Source organism: Acetobacter sp. DsW_063, assembly GCF_002153745.1.
Lineage (GTDB): Bacteria > Pseudomonadota > Alphaproteobacteria > Acetobacterales > Acetobacteraceae > Acetobacter.
This window is the reverse complement of sequence record NZ_JOPL01000009.1, coordinates 11795-28217: the sequence shown is the minus strand read 5'-3', so window position 1 is coordinate 28217 and position 16423 is coordinate 11795. Positions and strand designations below refer to the sequence as shown.

Genomic DNA, 16423 nt, shown 5'->3' with positions numbered 1-16423 from the left:
TGTTCGCATGTATTACGAACAAGACGTTCGCTCACGGAAATTCAGGCCCCGGCGACGCTCAGTGCGTCGATCCGCAAGGTAGGCGCGTCAGAGCCGAAGCGGAAACGAAGATCATTGGCCAATCTTATACGGGCGAACATGTCCAAAAGATTGCCGGCGATTGTGAATTCGGCAATCGGTTCCGCCAGTTGCCCATCGCGGATCATGAAACCTGTGCCGCCACGGCTGTAGTCGCCGGTAATGCCGTTGATGGCGGAGCCCATCATCTCGGTGATGTAAAGGCCTTCCTGGATATCAGACATCAATGCTTCGGGCGTCTCTTGACCGGGCGCAAAGAACAGGTTCGTCAATCCCGGCGAGGGAGCCGAGGAAGCCCCTCGCGTAGCACGGCCATTGCTACGCAATCCCAGTTGCCTGCCGCTGCGGCTGTCCAGCACCCAGGTTTGCAGGACGCCATCTTCGACAAGCGACAGCTTCTCACAGCGAAGGCCTTCGCCGTCGAACGGGCGAGAGCGCGCGCCGCGCCTGCGCGTCGGATCGTCGATGACGGAGACGCCTTCTGCGAAAATACGCTCTCCCAGCTTCGTCTTGAGAAAGGATGTGCCGCGTGCGATCGAAGCCCCGTTGATCGCGCCGCTCAGATGCGCCAGGAAACTGTTTGCGACACGGGGGTCGAAGACGACGGGAAATGCGCCAGTGCGCGGTCGCGAAGGATTCAAACGAGCAACTGCCTTGCGGCCCGCGCTCGTACCGACGGCGATTGGGTCGCCAAGATCGTTGAGATGTACGGCGGAATCGTAATCGTAATCCCGCTGCATGCCCGTACCTTCGCCTGCCAGAACGCTGATGGAGATGGAATGGCTCGTGCGGGCGTAGTGACCGGCGGCGCCAAGAGTGCTCGCCAGCGCCACTTCACTACGGCCCCAGCTTGCGCTGGCGCCTGACGTGTTGGTTACGCCGTCAATGGCGCGCGCCGCGTCTTCGACTGCACGCGCGCGGTCAAGAAGAGCATCGACCGTTGGCTCAGTTGCGTCGACGAGATCGAGGTCGTTCTGGTTGATACGCCCAATCAGCGCTGAACTGTCCGGCAAACCGGCATAGGCGTCCTCGGGCAGGACACGCGCCATCGCCAGAGCCTGCTCGACAAGAGCATCGAATCCGGCAGGATCGAGGTTTGAGGTCGAGACGATGGCTGCGCGACGCCCAAGGAATACACGTAGCCCAAGGTCAGTGGTCTCCGACCGCTCCAATTCCTCAGTAGCGCCGTTGCGGACGCCTACGCCCAGCGACGTTCCGCCGATGAATACGGCGTCAGCCGCGTCGGCGCCGCCTTTCTTCGCGCGCGTGACAAGGTCACAGGCAAGGTCAAGAGGCGCGTCGGTCATGCGGCGAGTTGCTCCTGAAGCGCACTGAGCGAAAGCACGCCGCTCACGGGGCCAATGGAGGCCAGGGTTGGGTAGCCGCCGAATATTCGTGTCGCAACACGGCAGACGTCCGCCGCCGTCACGGCGTCGATCTTGCGTACTGTTTCGTCGATTGGGATGAGGCGGCCGAAAATCTGGAGTTGTCGAGCGATTTGCTCGCAGCGGCTGCCGGTGCTTTCCAGCGACATAAGCAGGGAGGATTTGAGCTGCGCGCGCGCGCGGGCCAGTTCGCCTTCGCCTACCTCACGCTGGACCTTGCGGAGTTCAGCCATGGTGACGGGAAGAAGTTCGCTCGCCTCCTTCTCTCCCGTTCCGGCGTAGATGCCGAACAGGCCGCTGTCGAGGAAAGGTGCGTTGAAGGAATACACCGAATACACGAGCCCGCGCTTCTCGCGTATTTCCTGAAACAGCCGCGACGACATGCCGCCGCCGAGCAGGGTCGAGAGCAGGAGCGCCGGATAATAGTCGTCGTCGCCGTAGCCAACCGACGGAAAACCCAGCACGATGTGGGCCTGATCGAGATCCTTTTCGCGGCGGAACTCGCCGCCGGTATAAAGGCCGGGCAGGCGCGGAGGCAGGCTTGAGGTCGGCAGATCCGCGAAATGCTGCGCGACGAGATCGACGACGCGCTCGTGCTCAAGATTGCCGGCGGCGGCGACCACGATATTTTCTGGCGTGTAATGCGTACGCATGTAGGACATCAGCGTTTCGCGGCTCATCTCGCGGATGAGGTCCTCGGTGCCGAGCGTCGGCAGGCCCATGGGCTGCGCTGTAAACGCCGTTTCCTGAAAATGATCGAAGATGATGTCGTCGGGCGTGTCGTTAGCCTGTCCGATTTCCTGCAGGATGACGCCGCGCTCACGCTCCACCTCCTCGGCCTCGAACGAGGAGTGCGTCAGGATGTCGCCGATGATGTCGACGCCCAGAGCAAGGTCGCCCTTCAACAGCTTGACGTAATACGCCGTCTGCTCCCGCGCGGTGTACGCGTTGATGTGCCCGCCGACATTCTCGATCTCTTCGGCGATCTGCACCGCCGAACGGGAGGCCGTGCCCTTGAACGCCATATGTTCCAGAAAGTGCGAGACGCCGTTTTCTTCCTGACGTTCGTTACGGGTTCCGGTGGCGACGTAAGCTCCGAATGACACCGTCTCGACGCGCTCCATGCGCTCGGTGACGACGGTCAGTCCGGAAGGCAGGCGGGTCTGTTGAATAGGGTCGGTCATGGTGATCCTGAAAGAAGCGGCGCGCCGCCTCGGGGAAATCAACGGGCGTTGTGCAGGGCGCCGATCCGCACGGCGTCTTCCACGACGTCAAGGCGATTGGTGACGACGCGATAGCGCTCTTCCCGCTCGTAAAGATCGGCGAGCGTCGGAGGAAGCGCCGGGGTGACGCCGATAGCCGAACGCATCGCGTCGGGAAATTTCGCCGGGTGCGCGGTCGCCATGGCGACCATGGGGCAGCCTGCCTCCCGATATTTGCGGCCCGCAGCGACGCCGATCGCACTGTGCGGGTCGGCAAGGTAGAGGCTGTCTTTGTAGAGACGTTGAATCTCGGCTTCGGTCGCCTGATCGTCAAGGGCGAGGCCTGAAAACAGCTCACGCGCGGAGGCCCACACTCCGTCAGGCACGTCCATCTTTCCTGTTGTTCTGAAACCGGTCATCAGACGTTCGCACGCTGCGGCGTCGCGGTTCAGAAGTTCGAACAACAGGCGCTCGAAGTTCGAAGAGACCTGAATGTCCATTGACGGAGACAGGCTGGGCGCGACTTCTCGCGTGGACATGTCGTTCGCATTGAGAAAGCGGGTCAGGATGTCGTTCCGGTTCGAACCGACGCAGAGGCGCCGTATCGGCAGCCCCATCTGACGCGCTGCCCATGCGGCGAGGACGTTCCCGAAATTGCCGGTCGGCACGGCGAACGACACCTCCCGGTCCGGCGCACCGAGCGCGAGGGCGGAGTATACGTAATAGGGAATCTGGGCTGCAATTCTCGCCCAGTTGATGGAGTTGACTGCGGAAAGGCGCATCTCCGTGCGGAACGGAGCGTCCGCGAACATGGCCTTCACCAGATCCTGACAGTCGTCGAACGTGCCCTGCACGGCGATGTTCGCGATGTTGGCGTCCAGCACGGTCGTCATCTGCCGCCGTTGGACTTCCGACGTCCTTCCTTCCGGATGCAGAATCACGACGGTGAGGCGGTCGCGACCACGGCAAGCTTCGATCGCCGCCGAACCCGTGTCGCCAGAAGTCGCGCCGACGATGGTTACGCGTTCGTCACGCTCCGTCAGCACATGGTCGAACAGCCGCCCGAGCAACTGCATCGCCATATCTTTGAACGCGAGGGTCGGGCCGTGAAACAGTTCCTGCACGAACAGGCCGTCCTCGACCTGCACCAGCGGCACGATGGCGGCATGGTCGAACCGCGCGTAGGCGTCGCGGCACAGCTCCAGAAGGGTCTCGTGCGAGATGGAGCCTTCAGCGAAAGGCGCAATGACGCGGGCCGCCAGCTCCGGGTAGGGCAGGCCGCGCATGTCCCGCCATTCCTCGGCGGAAAACTGTGGCCAGCTTTCGGGCATGTAGAGCCCTCCGTCATCGGCGAGGCCAGCGAGGAGAACGTCGGAGAAGGAGCGAACTGGCGCGCGTCCGCGGGTGGAGAGATAACGCATGGCTCCAATATAACCCGTCTGGCCTCGCCCGCGAATAGGCGGTGACGTCCTATTTACGCAGGACGTCGGAGGTCGCGTCCGCCGGGGTGCGAAGAGCGTATACTGTTTCAGGCCACACGACCGTGGAATGTCCCTGATGGAAACGCGGGGCGCGATCGAGTTGCGCCGCTGGAATGATGAGCCGCCCGTCAGGCGCGAGCGCAAGGCCGCCCGGCCATGTCAGACGAGGATCGGTGATCAGATGATGAGGGATACGACCGGGCGTGTAACTGTCGACGCTGCCTGTAGCGACGTCTGACCAGTAAAGCGTTCCGTCGTGACCAACCGCCAACCCTCCGAGGGCGCCGGTTTTGTACCAAAGGGTCGCCGCTTCCTGAAACGCCGCTCCGGTGGACGCGGGATCGTCAAGGAAAGCGGTGTTCACGCGATAGAGCGGTCCGCAATAGGCTTGAACATACAGCCATTTTCCATCGGGGCTGACGGCGATAAGGCTGGCGTCGATGGCGATGGGGCGTCCATCCGGCGCCGCGACGACGCCGTCCCTGGTCTGAATCGGCCGTCCTGCGGTCAGCGCAGGATGATGGTCCATGAAGCGTTGTGCGACGCCGCTTCCCAGATCGATGACGAGAAGACCTGCGGCACCGGAATCGAGTACGTATGCTGTCCGTCCATGGATAGCTATGCCGCCAAGCACGCTGCCCGGGCGCAGTACAGCCGGATCGATGGACAATACGCGTGTGACGCTGTCGCTGTGCGTGTCGATCTCGACCAGCCGGGCGTCAGCGGTCGGCGGTTTCTCGCGGTCAGGGACGCCACTGTCCACAGCCCAGAGTTGTCCGTCTGGAGCTAGAGTTATCCCGGCCAAAGCCACGAAATGTTCGTCGACCGGGCCGTCAGAGGCGTTCCATGCAGCGTTCGGGTAGGCCGCAGGCATTTCGCTCTCGCGCGCGATGCTGAGTTGCGGGCCATTGCCGCCGAGCCAGCGCGGAGCTTGCAACGCCACGCGTCCATCTGGCAGGGCCACAACCGCGTCCCAAAGCTGGGAGCTGGAAGTAAAAACGGGCGTGAGGTCTGCTGCCGCGGCCTCAGGCGCAGTTGGCATAGGCACGGCGTGGACGTCCGTCGGGAGTAGTGTGGCCACTGCGGCGCTAGCCACGAGCGCCAGAGCGCCCGAAGAGCGGAAGGCTCGTGGGCGTGTGTCGGGCAGCCACAGGCTCGAAAGCCGTCTGATCGGAGACCGGCTGTTCGTGAGCATAGTGGCTTTAGCCGGGATGCTTCCGCATTGATCATGTTGAGGTGGCGAGATTCGCGCCAAGGCGCTCTGATCCAGATCGACGAGCCTCGCACCGTTAGGGCTGGAAAATCTCAGGTCTGAAGGACGCTGGTTCGAGGGGCGCCGCGCCATAAGGCAGTAGCGGAGGAGGGGGGAGCGAAGTCGGGCGGCGAGTCTCATGGCGGGCAATTTCGCCCGCGCCGCTCGGCCTTGGCAACCGTCGTCCGGCGCCAGTCACCGTTGTGCATAAGTCGGGCTTTCGGAATGGTTACGCGTGGTTCGCCAGAGCCAGCCCTTCCGCAACCGAGACGAACTCCCCGCCCAGTTCGACCTTCTCTTCCCCGAAACGACGTGTGAACAATGCCCGAACTGCCGGAACGAAGGACGTTCCGCCTGTCATGAACACCCTGTCTATAGCGTTCGAGTCGATCTGGGCGCGGGCCAGAGCCCGGGATACGCTATCTTCAAATTGTGCAAGGTCGGGTGCGATCCACTGCTCGAACGCCTCTCGCGTCACTTCCTGCTCGATGGAGAAATTTTTCTGACTGAAACGGAGAGTCGCGCGGTCGGATGAGGACAGCGCGCTTTTGACGTCGGACACGGCGCGGTAAAGGGACTGACCATTCTGCTCGCGAACCAGTTCGATCAGTCGCGCAATCAATTCCGGTTCGGCTGCGCCGCGCGCCACCTCCGCCATGTCGTTGAGAGTTTTGGGGGTGCGCATCAGCGACAGCCGATGCCAACGCGCCAGCGCGGTGTACCATTCGATGGGGACAGGCAACGGAGAGCCGCCCATGACGCGATAGACGCTGTCGCGACCGAGCAGCGGCGAGACAATGTTGTCGATGATCCGATAGTCGAACTGGTCCCCGGCAAGTCCCACGCCAGCGTGGCCCAGAGCTTCGGGAGGCTTCCCGGACGCCGGGTCGAAGCGCATGACGGAGAAATCGCTTGTGCCGCCGCCGAAGTCGGCGACCAGCACGGTTGCGGGGCTGGTGAGGCGTTGGGCGAATTTCCACCCGGCGGCTTCAGGCTCCATAAGAGTGGAGACGTCGGTGAAGCCGGCCTGCGAGAAACTCTCGCGCAATCTGCGTTCACCCAGCGCGTCATCCGCGCCGTCTCCGACGAAGCGAATCGGTCGACCAACCGTCACGGCGCAAGAATCGGGGGAGACGCCAGCCTGGGCCATCAGCTCACGCAGAAACGAGGCGATCAGACTTTCAAGGGTCATCCGCTGCCCGAATATCTGCGTCTCGCGAAAGCTCGCCTGCGCGAGATAGGACTTCATCGACATGATCAGCCGACTCTCGGCGGGATCGTCGAGATAGGCTTCGATCGCCTCCGCGCCAATGGCGTGCTGGCGCGTCGAGCGGCCTCGGCTTTCCTCATGCCAAAAGCATAGCAGAGTGCGGCATGTCTCTGCGGACGTTGCGTCCGGTCTTTTGAAGCTTGCGGTGCGTGTTGTGCCGTCGGGCTGACGTATGACGACGACGCTGTTCGTCGTGCCGAAGTCGATCCCGATCCGCGTTTTTTCAGAGAATGCGATGTCGTTCATGGGCGGCGGGGATAGAGAGCGTCATTCGCCCTGTCCAGTATCAGCCGTGTGGCTTCACCCTTCGTCGTGCGCTTTGTCGCCGAACCCATGGGTGGAGAGAAAGCGGGACACAGTTTCGGCACGCCCTAACGCCGCGCCCCGTCCTTCGGCGCAACCGATGTCCGTCAGGAAGGCGAGTGTCTCGGGGCAATCGACGCCGTCTGCGCGGGTTGTGAGTCCGAAGTCGGCGCCGAATCGGACAATGGCGCGGATGAGCGGCGGCTCGGCTTCCGCGACGGTATGAAGCCGCAGGAGAATCTGCCGGTCGAGTTTCAGAGCGCTCAGCAGACCGGTGAAAGCACGGTCTCGTAAAAGAGTGAGGCTTGTCACGCCTGCGCCCAGTCCGGCGAACACCAACCCCACACCGAGGTCGTGCAGGGCCGCCAAAGCGTAGAACAGGGTGTCGTTTTCAGACGCGAGAGTGTTTTCACCAAATTCGAGTTCAAGCCGTGAGGCGTCCAGCTTCGTGGCGGTGAGTGAGGTCGCAAGATGAAGGATCAGGTCGTCAGGTGGCGTCTCAACTGAGTCGAGTGGCAGCGCAAGGCGACAGTGAGGCGGAAGTCGCGCAGCGATGGAGCAGCCACTTTCAACTATGGAGGCCCACAACGCGTCGCGCCGTTTTCGCCGTGCGCTGCGCGCCGTCAGTCCGGCGATATCGAGGTGAAGGTCGGCGCCGCTAAGCGTCTTTGTATCCAGAGCAAACCGTGGGGCCAGCATCGGCGAAAGGAAACGATCTTCGGAACTGGCGGACGTTAAGCGCGTGAGGCGTCTACGCGATGATCCGGTGAGCCCGTGGGCGGTCTTCACTGACTTTAGGCTCCGTGTCGCTTATGTGGCGAAAGCCTGTCACGGAAGCGTAACCGTCAGGTAAATATGCTTGATTTTCATCTATTTGGCCGACCCGGATCGATGATGCGGCAATCAGGCGCCGTATACGACGAAGCCGCGCCGACAGACGTCGACGCGGCTTCAAAGTAGGCTTGGCCGTGGCGAAAAAGCTTAGGACACAGCCTGCTTCAGTGCTGCGGTCAGATCCTTCGTTCCGGCCGTGCCGCCCAGATCGCGGGTGCGAACTTCACCGGCGGTGATGACCTTGGCGATCGCAGCGTCGATGCGATCTGCCAGATCCTGACGTCCGACGTGACGGAGCATCATGACGGCGGCAAGCAGGAGCGCCAGCGGGTTCGCGACGCCCTTGCCCGCGATGTCAGGAGCGGAGCCGTGGACGGCCTCGAAGATCGCGGCCTTCTCGCTGATGTTCGCGCCCGGGGCCATGCCCAGACCGCCGACGAGGCCCGCCGTCAGGTCGGAGAGGATGTCGCCGAACAGGTTCGTCGTCACGATAACGTCGAACTGCCACGGGTTTGTGACGAGCTGCATCGCGCAAGCGTCGACGATACGCTCGTCAACCTCGACGCGGCCCTTGTACTCTTCGGCGACCTTGCGGCCTTCTTCGAGGAACAGACCGCACATCTGCTTGATGATGTTGGCCTTGTGGACCAGCGTCACCTTCTTGCGGCCGTTTTTCAGGGCGTAGTCGAAGGCGAAACGGACGATGCGGTTGCACTCTTTGCGGGAGAGGAAGCCGCCGCTCATCGCGATGGCGCGCGGATCGCCTTCCAGAGGGATCACATGCTCGATCGCTGCGTAGTAACCTTCGAGGTTCTCGCGGACGATCACCAGATCGATGTTCTCGAAGCGGCTGCCCGGGATGATGGACTTCGTCGGACGCAGGTTCGAATAAAGGCCGAACTCCTGACGCAGCGTGACGTTAATGGACTTGAAGCCGCCGCCGACCGGGGTGGTGAGCGGGCCTTTGATGGCCAGACCTGTCTTGCGGATGCTTTCGATCGTCTGCTTCGGCAGAGGGTCGTTGACGGCGTCAACGCCGGCCATGCCCGCCAGGTGGGCTTCCCAAGCGAACGGCGCGTCGACCGCGTCGAGGATTTCGACCACCGAATCCATAATCTCGGGGCCGATGCCATCGCCGGCGATCAGCGTGGCGGGGATAGTCTTGGTGTTCGTCATCTATAAGCTCCCTTGCATCCGCCGCCTGTTCTGCCTTGCATCGCGTCGGAGCGCGATGCGCAATCGCGTGTTTTCACTTCCTCTTGATGGGAGAGCAGGCATGCGCGAGCCACGACCGTTCGCCGGATGGCAGAAGCGGCCCAACGCTCGCGAGGACGTGAGCGTGATACGCGTCGAGGATCCGGGCGTCTTCCTCACCAAGAACGTCGATGTCGATCAGACGCTGATCAAAGGGCGCGAGAGTCAGCGTTTCGAATGAAAGGAAGGCTTTGCCGTCCGGACCTATCTCCGGTTCGCAGACCAGAAGCAGGGTCTCGAGTCTGATCCCGAAGGAGCCGGGTCGGTAGTACCCGGGCTCGTTGGAGACGATCATGCCCGGGGCCAGCGCGATGGCGTTAGGCGCCTTTGCGATTCTCTGTGGCCCTTCGTGAACCGAAAGGTAGCTGCCGACGCCATGACCGGTTCCATGGTCGAAATCGAGTCTGGCCTGCCACAATGCGTAGCGCGCAAGCGAATCGAGCGCATGTCCCGTGGTTCCGACTGGGAATATGGCGCGCGCCAGCAGCAGGTTACCCTTGAGAACGCGGGTAAAGCAGGATTTGATCTCCGCTGGCGGCTCGTTCGGGCCGATCCAGACCGTGCGCGTGATGTCGGTCGTGCCGTCCGGATACTGCCCACCGCTATCGATCAGGTAGACCATGTCCGCGCCAATCGGTTGGTTGGACTCCGGCGTCACCCGGTAATGCATGATCGCGCCGTTCGGCCCTACGCCGGAGATCGCCGTGAAAGAATCGTCGCGATATTCCGGCGCCTCTGCGCGAAAAGCCTGCAGGCGTGCGGCGGCGTCCAACTCCGTGGAGCCAACGGCGGAGCTTTCAAGCCAGTGCAGAAAACGGCAGACCGCTACCGCGTCGCGGAGGTGAGCTGTTCGCGCGCCCTGCTGCTCGACTTGATTTTTACGCGCACGCGGCAATGCGCACGGGTCGGGAACGTCGACAGTCTTGGCCCCGGCGGCGGCGAGGGTCTGCTCGAACCAGACGGGCGTTCCGGCTGGATCGAGAGCGACCGTCTTGCCGGATAGTGCGGACAACGCTTCGGCCAACTCTTTCGGTGCACGGATGCCGACCTCATTACCAAGCCATTGGCGAATTTCCGGGCTGAGCTTCCGCTCGTCGATGAACAGGTCGACCCGACCGTCGCGGTGAAGCAACGCGGTGCTGAGGGTCACGGGCGTACTGGGCACGTCAGCGCCGCGGATGTTGAGTAGCCAAGCAATAGATGTTGTATCGCTGATGACCGTGACATTGTGCTCCGAGGCGGCAAGCGCCTCCGCCAGTTCGGCCCGCTTTTCGGCGCTGCTTACTCCGGAGAACTCCAGAGGCTGGATAATGGCAGGCGAGAGCGGTTCCGTCGGGCGATCGGACCAGATAGCGTCGATCAGATTGCGGGACGTGGGGACGAGTTCGATGCGGCTGCTTTGCAAGGCGTCGCGCGCGGCGCGGCTCATCACGCGCGGGTCGTAACCTATCCGTGCCAACTCCCCCGATTGAGTCTGGGAGGACAGCCAGTCACGGGGCGGGGTCTCCGTGATATGCTGCTTTTCCCAAAGGGAGGCGTCGACCTCGTCATCCATCTGGGTGATGTAGCGACCATCGGAAAAAACGGCGGCGTGCTCCTTCAAAATCGCGGCAACACCGGCGCTGCCGGTGAAGCCGCTGATCCACGCCAGTCGCTCGGCGCTGGCCGGTACGTATTCTCCCAGATACTCGTCGCTCCTCGGGACGATCAGCCCGTCGAGCCCCTCTTCAGCGATAATGGCTCGCAAGGCGGTGAGCCGATGGGAAAGTTCGGTGGTTCGGGCCGGTGAAGCGTCGGGCATGGCGGTGGGTCAACTCCTGGTACGGCAAAGCGAGATCAGGCGCGGAAGCGCCCCATGACAAGACCCTAGAGCAAAGGGGAGAGGCGTGGCGATGTGTCGGGTCTGACCGTCTTGTCGTTGAGGGTGTTGTGAGTTGTTGAGTGTGGGGTGGGGAGTATTCGACAGAGTTCACGACTTCGTGACGCCATGCCGACAGGCGGCGGATTATAGTTCGCTGGAGTTTAACTTCGAAGGAGGATCACAGCTATGGCATGGAACACACCGAAGATCACCGAAGTGCCCCTGGGCGCGGAGATCAACAGCTATGTTTGCGGTCAGAAGAAGTAAGACCCGAACACAGCGTTTAAGGTTTGAAACGCCGTCGGCGCCTCGCGCTGGCGGCGTTTTACGTTTATAGCCACCGGCATGCTTAAAGTGATTGTGCTCGGCGCTGCCGCCGGAGGCGGTTTCCCCCAGTGGAACTCCAATGCTTCCCCCTGCAATCGTGCGCGATCGGGCGATCCCGCCGCGCCGGCCAGAACACAGGCATCAATCGCTTTTTCTGGTGATGGAGAGCGGTGGCATGTGGTGAACGCTTCTCCCGATATCCGGCAACAGATCAACTCAACGCGGGAGTTGCAGCCGAAGCATGGACTGCGGTCTACCCCTATCGCCAGCGTCGTTCTGACTGGCGCGGAGGTCGACACCATTGCGGGGTTGTTGACGCTCCGTGAGCGCGAACCGTTTGATCTGTTTGCGACGGCTCAGGTTCTTGAACAAATCGACGCAAATCCCATTTTTGAAGCTTTGAGCCGGGAGATCGTTGGCCGCCACGCCATGGCGCTCGACGAGCCTTTGACGTTGCAGACCCTAGAAGCTCGCCTGTTCGCGGCTCCGGGGAAAGTGCCGCTTTATGCGGAGAAGGGCGAAAATCCGGCGGCCGTGGTTGAAAATGGCGAGACGACCGGTCTGGAAATCACCGACGGAGATGTTCGGGCGTTTTACATACCGGGCTGCGCGCGTATGACCGATGCGCTTCGCGAGAGGGTCAAGGGCGCGGACCTTGTGATGTTCGATGGCACGCTTTGGCAGGATGACGAAATGATCCGTGCTGGTCTGGGGCAGAAGACGGGGCGCCGTATGGGGCATATGTCGGTGAGTGGACAGGATGGCGTGATCGACGCCTTCAGTGATCTCGATGTGAAACGCAAGGTTTTTGTCCACATCAACAATTCGAATCCCATCCTGCTTGCGGACTCGCCTGAACGGACGCAAGTGGAAAGCGATGGTTGGGACGTGGCTTTTGATGGCATGAGGATCGAGTTGTGAGTGACAGACTTCTGACCCCGGACGAACTCGAGGCCGCTCTTCGCGCCATCGGCGCCGAACGTTATCACAACCTGCATCCGTTTCACCGGGCGCTGCATGACGGCAAGCTGAGCAAGGCGCAGGTGCAGGCCTGGGCGCTCAACCGGTATTATTATCAGGCCCGTATTCCGGCCAAGGACGCCACGTTACTGGCCCGTTTGCCGACTGCTGAGTTGAGGCGGGAGTGGCGCCGCCGCATCGAAGATCACGACGGCACGGAGCCCGGAACGGGCGGCGTCGCGCGCTGGCTGCGTCTGACCGACGGGTTGGGGTTGGACAGGAACTATGTTGAGTCGCTGGACGGTCTTTTGCAGGGTACGCGTTTCGCTGTCGACGCATACGTCCATTTCGTCGGAGAACGCTCCACACTCGAGGCGATTGCGTCGTCTCTGACTGAACTCTTCTCGCCGAGCATCATCAGCGAACGTGTGTCGGGGATGTTGCGAAATTACAGTTTCATCACAGAAGAAACGCTCGCCTATTTCACGCCGCGTCTGACTCAGGCGCCCCGTGATTCTGATTTTGCGCTTTTTTATGTGAAGGAGCATGCCCGGACGATCGAGCGGCAGCAGGCGGTAATGGACGCGTTGCGCTTCAAGTGCGGCGTATTGTGGTCGATGCTGGACGCTCTGGATTATGCGTATGTGACGCCTGGCTTGGTCCCGCCCGGCGCGTTCGCGCCGAACGCAGGGTAAGTCCATACGATGAGCGCTGATCTGGAGGCCAGAATTCCCGGTTTTCTGCGGGGCGTTCGTTTGCAGCGCGACAGGGTTCGCGACCAATGGATTGTGCAGGCGCCGGAGCGCGCTTTCATTGTCGATACTATCGCGGCTTCTATTCTTCAGCGCGTTGACGGGGACGCAACGCTGGCGGCGATCATTGACGCTCTGGCGACGGCTTACGATGCGCCTCGAGACGTGATTGCGCGTGATGTAATCGACATGGTTGAGGACCTGACGGCGCGTCAGGTCCTCGTGTGCAAATCATGACAATTCCGTTTCCTATGAGTCTTCTGGCGGAGCTGACGCATCGCTGCCCGCTTCAGTGTCCGTATTGCTCCAATCCGCTCGCGCTTGAAAACGTCCGGAACGAGCTTCCGACGGATGTGTGGATGCGTGTCCTGAACGAAGCGGCGGATCTGGGTGTTCTTCAGGCGCATTTTTCCGGTGGCGAGCCAATGGCGCGGAAGGATCTTCCAGAACTGGTGCGAGGGGCGGCGAAAGCAGGTCTGTATGTGAACCTGATCACGTCAGGTATTCTTCTGGATGAGGCGTCTTTCATTCCGCTGGTCGATGCGGGCGTGGATCATGTTCAGCTTTCATTTCAGGACGTCACGCCGGAAGGCGCAGATCTGATCGGGGGCATGAAAAACGCACAGGGGCGGAAGCTGGAGGCGGCGCGGGTGATTGTCGCTCAGGGCGTGCCGCTGACATTGAATTTTGTTGTTCATCGTCTGAATGTGGAACGTATTCCGCAGATGTTCGATCTGGCGGGGGAATTGGGCGCGCGTCGGGTGGAAATCGCTCACACGCAGTATTACGGCTGGGGGTTGAAGAATCGCGCGACGCTCTTGCCAACGCGGGCGCAACTCGAGCAGAGCGAAAAGGACGTCGCTTCCGCGAGAGCGCGCTTCGGCAGGGAGATGGCGATCGACTTCGTCACGCCGGATTATTATGCGGACGAGCCCAAGCCATGCATGGGTGGCTGGGGCCAGCGCTTCATCAACATTAGCCCATCCGGTCGTGTGCTGCCCTGTCACGCCGCGGAAACGATTCCGGGCGTCAGCTTCCCAACGGTTCTTAAGGATAGTCTCGAATCCATTTGGACAAAGTCTGATCTATTCAACCGCTTTCGCGGCGTAGACTGGATGCCTGCGCCGTGTCGCACCTGCGACAGGCGAGAGGAAGACTGGGGTGGTTGCCGGTGTCAGGCTCTTGCCCTGTTGGGAGACGCGAGCGCTACCGACCCGGTTTGTCGCCGTTCACCAGACAGAGGTCTGATCGACGCCGCGATCGCCGAGAGCGCCGATGCGCCGTTGATTTATCGCCGTATGAGTAATCATAAATCTTGATAAAGAGATTTCTCGACTTCGTGGCGTGTTGTGAGCATCGCCGAATCATCCGGCGAAACTGGGTTTGAAGCAGCGTAAAGCTGGCGTGGCTTTGCTGATGGCCGGTTGAGGGGGCGCTGCCTTCTTTCAAGGGCAGCAAGGCGCCGTTCGCCTGTGGTTACGTGATCGGATGTTTCCGGCATTGTCCGCTATCGAACGTTTTTTCATCACTGCCCGTTAGGGACGTTCAATATACAGGTGCGGTCGCGTTTGGCCGCTTCGGGCATGGCTGATTTTTTCGAGAATAATCGCTGCCTGAACGTCAGCAACATGTGCGCGGAATTTGGGGCGACCGGAAGGTTGCGGTCATTTCATTTCACCGGAAAGATTCAGATGATTGAAGTTGCTTCCAATGATATTTATAAGAAATACTGTTCCGTTAGGCAGTTTTGCGAAATATTTGGTATTGGTAGAACGTCTTGCTACAAGTTGCTCGCAGAGGGAAAAATTTCGGCGGTCAAGTTCGGAGACAGAACGCTGATTGAGATTGCTCAGGCCGAGAAATATTTCAAGAACCTCCCTCTGTACTGCTAATAAATATTTCCAAGAATTTCTGCGGTGCTGGTTATGCTGGCCTTAACCGCGATTTCCATAAAATTTTCCTTTTATAGTGGATTTAAAGATAACATGGATCGCGTAATCGTTTATCCAGGTCAGGTGATATCCGATACTGACACGCTTATCGCTCAGCGCAACGCCGAAATTGCTATAGGAAACGCGCTTAGCGCAACAATCGGAACGGCGGGGCCTTTTGCCGTCGGGTTCGCCGCGACGTGCAACGGGCAGGATCTTGTCGTTACTGTTGCGAGTGGTCACATCAACGAAGTCGCCGTCATTGACGCTGATGCATATGGATCTATGGCGGCGGACAGCGCGCAGGTTGTCCGGCAATATGTGAGCCCCGGAGCCTCCTTCACGCTCAGCGCTACGAGCGCAGCCCAGACGTTTTATATTTCTGCATCGTTGTCATCAGCAGATACGAACGCGACTTTACTGCGTTATGTCGATGCGTCGGACGACAGTCTGACACTTGCGGGACAGAATGGAGACGGCGCTTCACAGGCGACGATCAGGGCAGCAATCGCTACTCTGGAGGTTACGACAGCGCCCCCGGTTGATGGCGGCATTCTGATCTGGAGCGTTGTGCTGCCTGCGAATGCGACTGCGGTGACGCAGTCCATGATTTCTCTGGCCAATAGTGCGCTGTTTTATCCCACAATTCCGCAATTGGCGCCAAAAGACTCGCCGTTGTTCACTGGTTCGCCGCGTGCGCCGACGCCGACTGCAGGCGACCAGTCCACTTTACTGGCCACGACCGCTTTCGTCGGGTCGTGGGCTTCGGGAAATCTTTTGAGCATTCAGTCGTATGTCGGTCCGTCTGCGACGACGGGCGGTGCGAATACATTTTCGCTGAGCGTTCAGTCGCGCTGCAAGAGGGTTATCATCGCTGTGTCGGCAGGCGGCGGCGGGGGCGGCGGTTGCCCGACCTGTACTGCTACGCAGGCGGGGATCGGCGGCGGCGGCGGCGCCGGCGCTTATGCTCTGCTGGCGATCGACCCGTCGCTTGTCTCATTTCCCCTGACCGTATCGCTTGGTTGCGGTGGTCGGGGCGGGCAGTCTTCCGCGGGCGCGATGAGCGGTAACAGTGGTGGTCCTTCGTCCATAGGCAGCTTCGTAACGCTCGGCGGCGGTTTCGGGGGCGTGATTGGCACAGGATCCGGAGAGGCAGTGATCGGCGGTGCGGGCGTGGGCGGAAACCCGCAGGTTGTTACGACATCAGGCGTCACCGTTATCGTATCGTCCAAGGGGCAGGGCGGGCAGTCTGGGCTTGCTGTTGGCATTTCCGAAAATTATTTCTTCGGATATGGCGGTATGGGAGGCAATCGTTCTCCCTATAGTGGCGGAGAGGAAGCGGGAGCGGGCCAGACCGGTAATGCGGGCGAATTGGGTTCGGGCGGTTCCGGCGCTTGCGTGTCTCCGGGCACAACTTATCAGAATGGCGGTGACGGAGGGAGCGGGTGGATGGTCGTCATGCAGTATGGGTGACACGGCCTCGTTTGGGATTGCGCTGACGTAAGCTATGTTTTCCTGTGTGCCCAGTTAGCA

At 61.0% G+C, this 16423-nt stretch carries 14 protein-coding genes; 6 read left to right on the top strand and 8 right to left on the bottom strand.

Features of this window, described 5'->3' with window-relative positions; translation table 11 throughout:
• Positions 1–41: 41 nt before the first annotated feature.
• The 8 genes from HK28_RS02255 to HK28_RS02220 form a co-directional block, all read right to left on the bottom strand.
• Entirely contained in the window at positions 42–1385 is a 1344-nt protein-coding gene (locus HK28_RS02255) for a TldD/PmbA family protein (protein WP_086643002.1), read from the bottom strand.
• Positions 1382–2647 carry a pitrilysin family protein gene (locus tag HK28_RS02250; protein ID WP_086643001.1) on the bottom strand — a complete coding sequence of 422 codons (1266 nt, stop codon included), beginning with the start codon at positions 2645–2647 and terminating at the stop codon, positions 1382–1384. The genes HK28_RS02255 and HK28_RS02250 overlap by 4 nt, the downstream gene beginning before the upstream one ends.
• A gap of 38 nt (positions 2648–2685) precedes the next feature.
• Positions 2686–4086, bottom strand: a complete 1401-nt coding sequence (gene thrC / locus HK28_RS02245; RefSeq protein WP_086643000.1) for a threonine synthase — start codon at positions 4084–4086, stop codon at positions 2686–2688.
• A 49-nt stretch (positions 4087–4135) separates the two neighbouring features.
• On the bottom strand, positions 4136–5341 hold the full coding sequence (locus HK28_RS02240; protein WP_086642999.1) for an L-dopachrome tautomerase-related protein: 1206 nt from the start codon (positions 5339–5341) through the stop codon (positions 4136–4138).
• A 286-nt stretch (positions 5342–5627) separates the two neighbouring features.
• Positions 5628–6914, bottom strand: coding sequence for an Hsp70 family protein (locus HK28_RS02235; RefSeq protein WP_086642998.1), 1287 nt, complete (start codon positions 6912–6914; stop codon positions 5628–5630).
• 54 nt (positions 6915–6968) lie between these two features.
• Entirely contained in the window at positions 6969–7760 is a 792-nt protein-coding gene (locus HK28_RS02230) for an EAL domain-containing protein (RefSeq protein WP_143217287.1), read from the bottom strand.
• A gap of 192 nt (positions 7761–7952) precedes the next feature.
• Positions 7953–8981, bottom strand: coding sequence for an isocitrate/isopropylmalate dehydrogenase family protein (locus tag HK28_RS02225; RefSeq protein WP_086642996.1), 1029 nt, complete (start codon positions 8979–8981; stop codon positions 7953–7955).
• A 73-nt stretch (positions 8982–9054) separates the two neighbouring features.
• A complete protein-coding gene (locus HK28_RS02220; protein WP_086642995.1) occupies positions 9055–10860 on the bottom strand; it encodes an aminopeptidase P family protein in 1806 nt (601 codons plus the stop codon).
• Positions 10861–11106: 246 nt separating this feature from the next.
• Between HK28_RS02220 and pqqA the strand changes: the two genes are divergently transcribed.
• The 6 genes from pqqA (at position 11107) to HK28_RS02185 (ending at position 16363) form a co-directional block, all read left to right on the top strand.
• Positions 11107–11187, top strand: coding sequence for a pyrroloquinoline quinone precursor peptide PqqA (gene pqqA, locus HK28_RS02215; RefSeq protein WP_010666882.1), 81 nt, complete (start codon positions 11107–11109; stop codon positions 11185–11187).
• Positions 11188–11265: 78 nt separating this feature from the next.
• Entirely contained in the window at positions 11266–12168 is a 903-nt protein-coding gene (pqqB, locus tag HK28_RS02210) for a pyrroloquinoline quinone biosynthesis protein PqqB (RefSeq protein WP_086642994.1), read from the top strand.
• Positions 12165–12902, top strand: coding sequence for a pyrroloquinoline-quinone synthase PqqC (gene pqqC / locus HK28_RS02205; protein WP_086642993.1), 738 nt, complete (start codon positions 12165–12167; stop codon positions 12900–12902). Before pqqB ends, pqqC begins: the two co-directional genes overlap by 4 nt.
• 9 nt (positions 12903–12911) lie before the next feature.
• A complete protein-coding gene (gene pqqD, locus HK28_RS02200; protein WP_086642992.1) occupies positions 12912–13196 on the top strand; it encodes a pyrroloquinoline quinone biosynthesis peptide chaperone PqqD in 285 nt (94 codons plus the stop codon).
• Positions 13193–14278 carry a pyrroloquinoline quinone biosynthesis protein PqqE gene (gene pqqE, locus HK28_RS02195; protein WP_198945766.1) on the top strand — a complete coding sequence of 362 codons (1086 nt, stop codon included), beginning with the start codon at positions 13193–13195 and terminating at the stop codon, positions 14276–14278. Before pqqD ends, pqqE begins: the two co-directional genes overlap by 4 nt.
• Before the next feature lie 666 nt (positions 14279–14944).
• Entirely contained in the window at positions 14945–16363 is a 1419-nt protein-coding gene (locus tag HK28_RS02185; RefSeq protein ID WP_086642990.1) for a hypothetical protein, read from the top strand.
• Positions 16364–16423: the final 60 nt, after the last annotated feature.

Coding starts and splice junctions, on each gene's coding strand:
- HK28_RS02255 (WP_086643002.1), bottom strand. CDS start 1,385: ATGACCGACGCGCCTCTTGACCTTGCCTGTGACCTTGTCACGCGCGCG.
- HK28_RS02250 (WP_086643001.1), bottom strand. CDS start 2,647: ATGACCGACCCTATTCAACAGACCCGCCTGCCTTCCGGACTGACCGTC.
- thrC (WP_086643000.1), bottom strand. CDS start 4,086: ATGCGTTATCTCTCCACCCGCGGACGCGCGCCAGTTCGCTCCTTCTCC.
- HK28_RS02240 (WP_086642999.1), bottom strand. CDS start 5,341: ATGCTCACGAACAGCCGGTCTCCGATCAGACGGCTTTCGAGCCTGTGG.
- HK28_RS02235 (WP_086642998.1), bottom strand. CDS start 6,914: ATGAACGACATCGCATTCTCTGAAAAAACGCGGATCGGGATCGACTTC.
- HK28_RS02225 (WP_086642996.1), bottom strand. CDS start 8,981: ATGACGAACACCAAGACTATCCCCGCCACGCTGATCGCCGGCGATGGC.
- HK28_RS02220 (WP_086642995.1), bottom strand. CDS start 10,860: ATGCCCGACGCTTCACCGGCCCGAACCACCGAACTTTCCCATCGGCTC.
- pqqA (WP_010666882.1), top strand. CDS start 11,107: ATGGCATGGAACACACCGAAGATCACCGAAGTGCCCCTGGGCGCGGAG.
- pqqB (WP_086642994.1), top strand. CDS start 11,266: ATGCTTAAAGTGATTGTGCTCGGCGCTGCCGCCGGAGGCGGTTTCCCC.
- pqqD (WP_086642992.1), top strand. CDS start 12,912: ATGAGCGCTGATCTGGAGGCCAGAATTCCCGGTTTTCTGCGGGGCGTT.
- pqqE (WP_198945766.1), top strand. CDS start 13,193: ATGACAATTCCGTTTCCTATGAGTCTTCTGGCGGAGCTGACGCATCGC.
- HK28_RS02185 (WP_086642990.1), top strand. CDS start 14,945: ATGGATCGCGTAATCGTTTATCCAGGTCAGGTGATATCCGATACTGAC.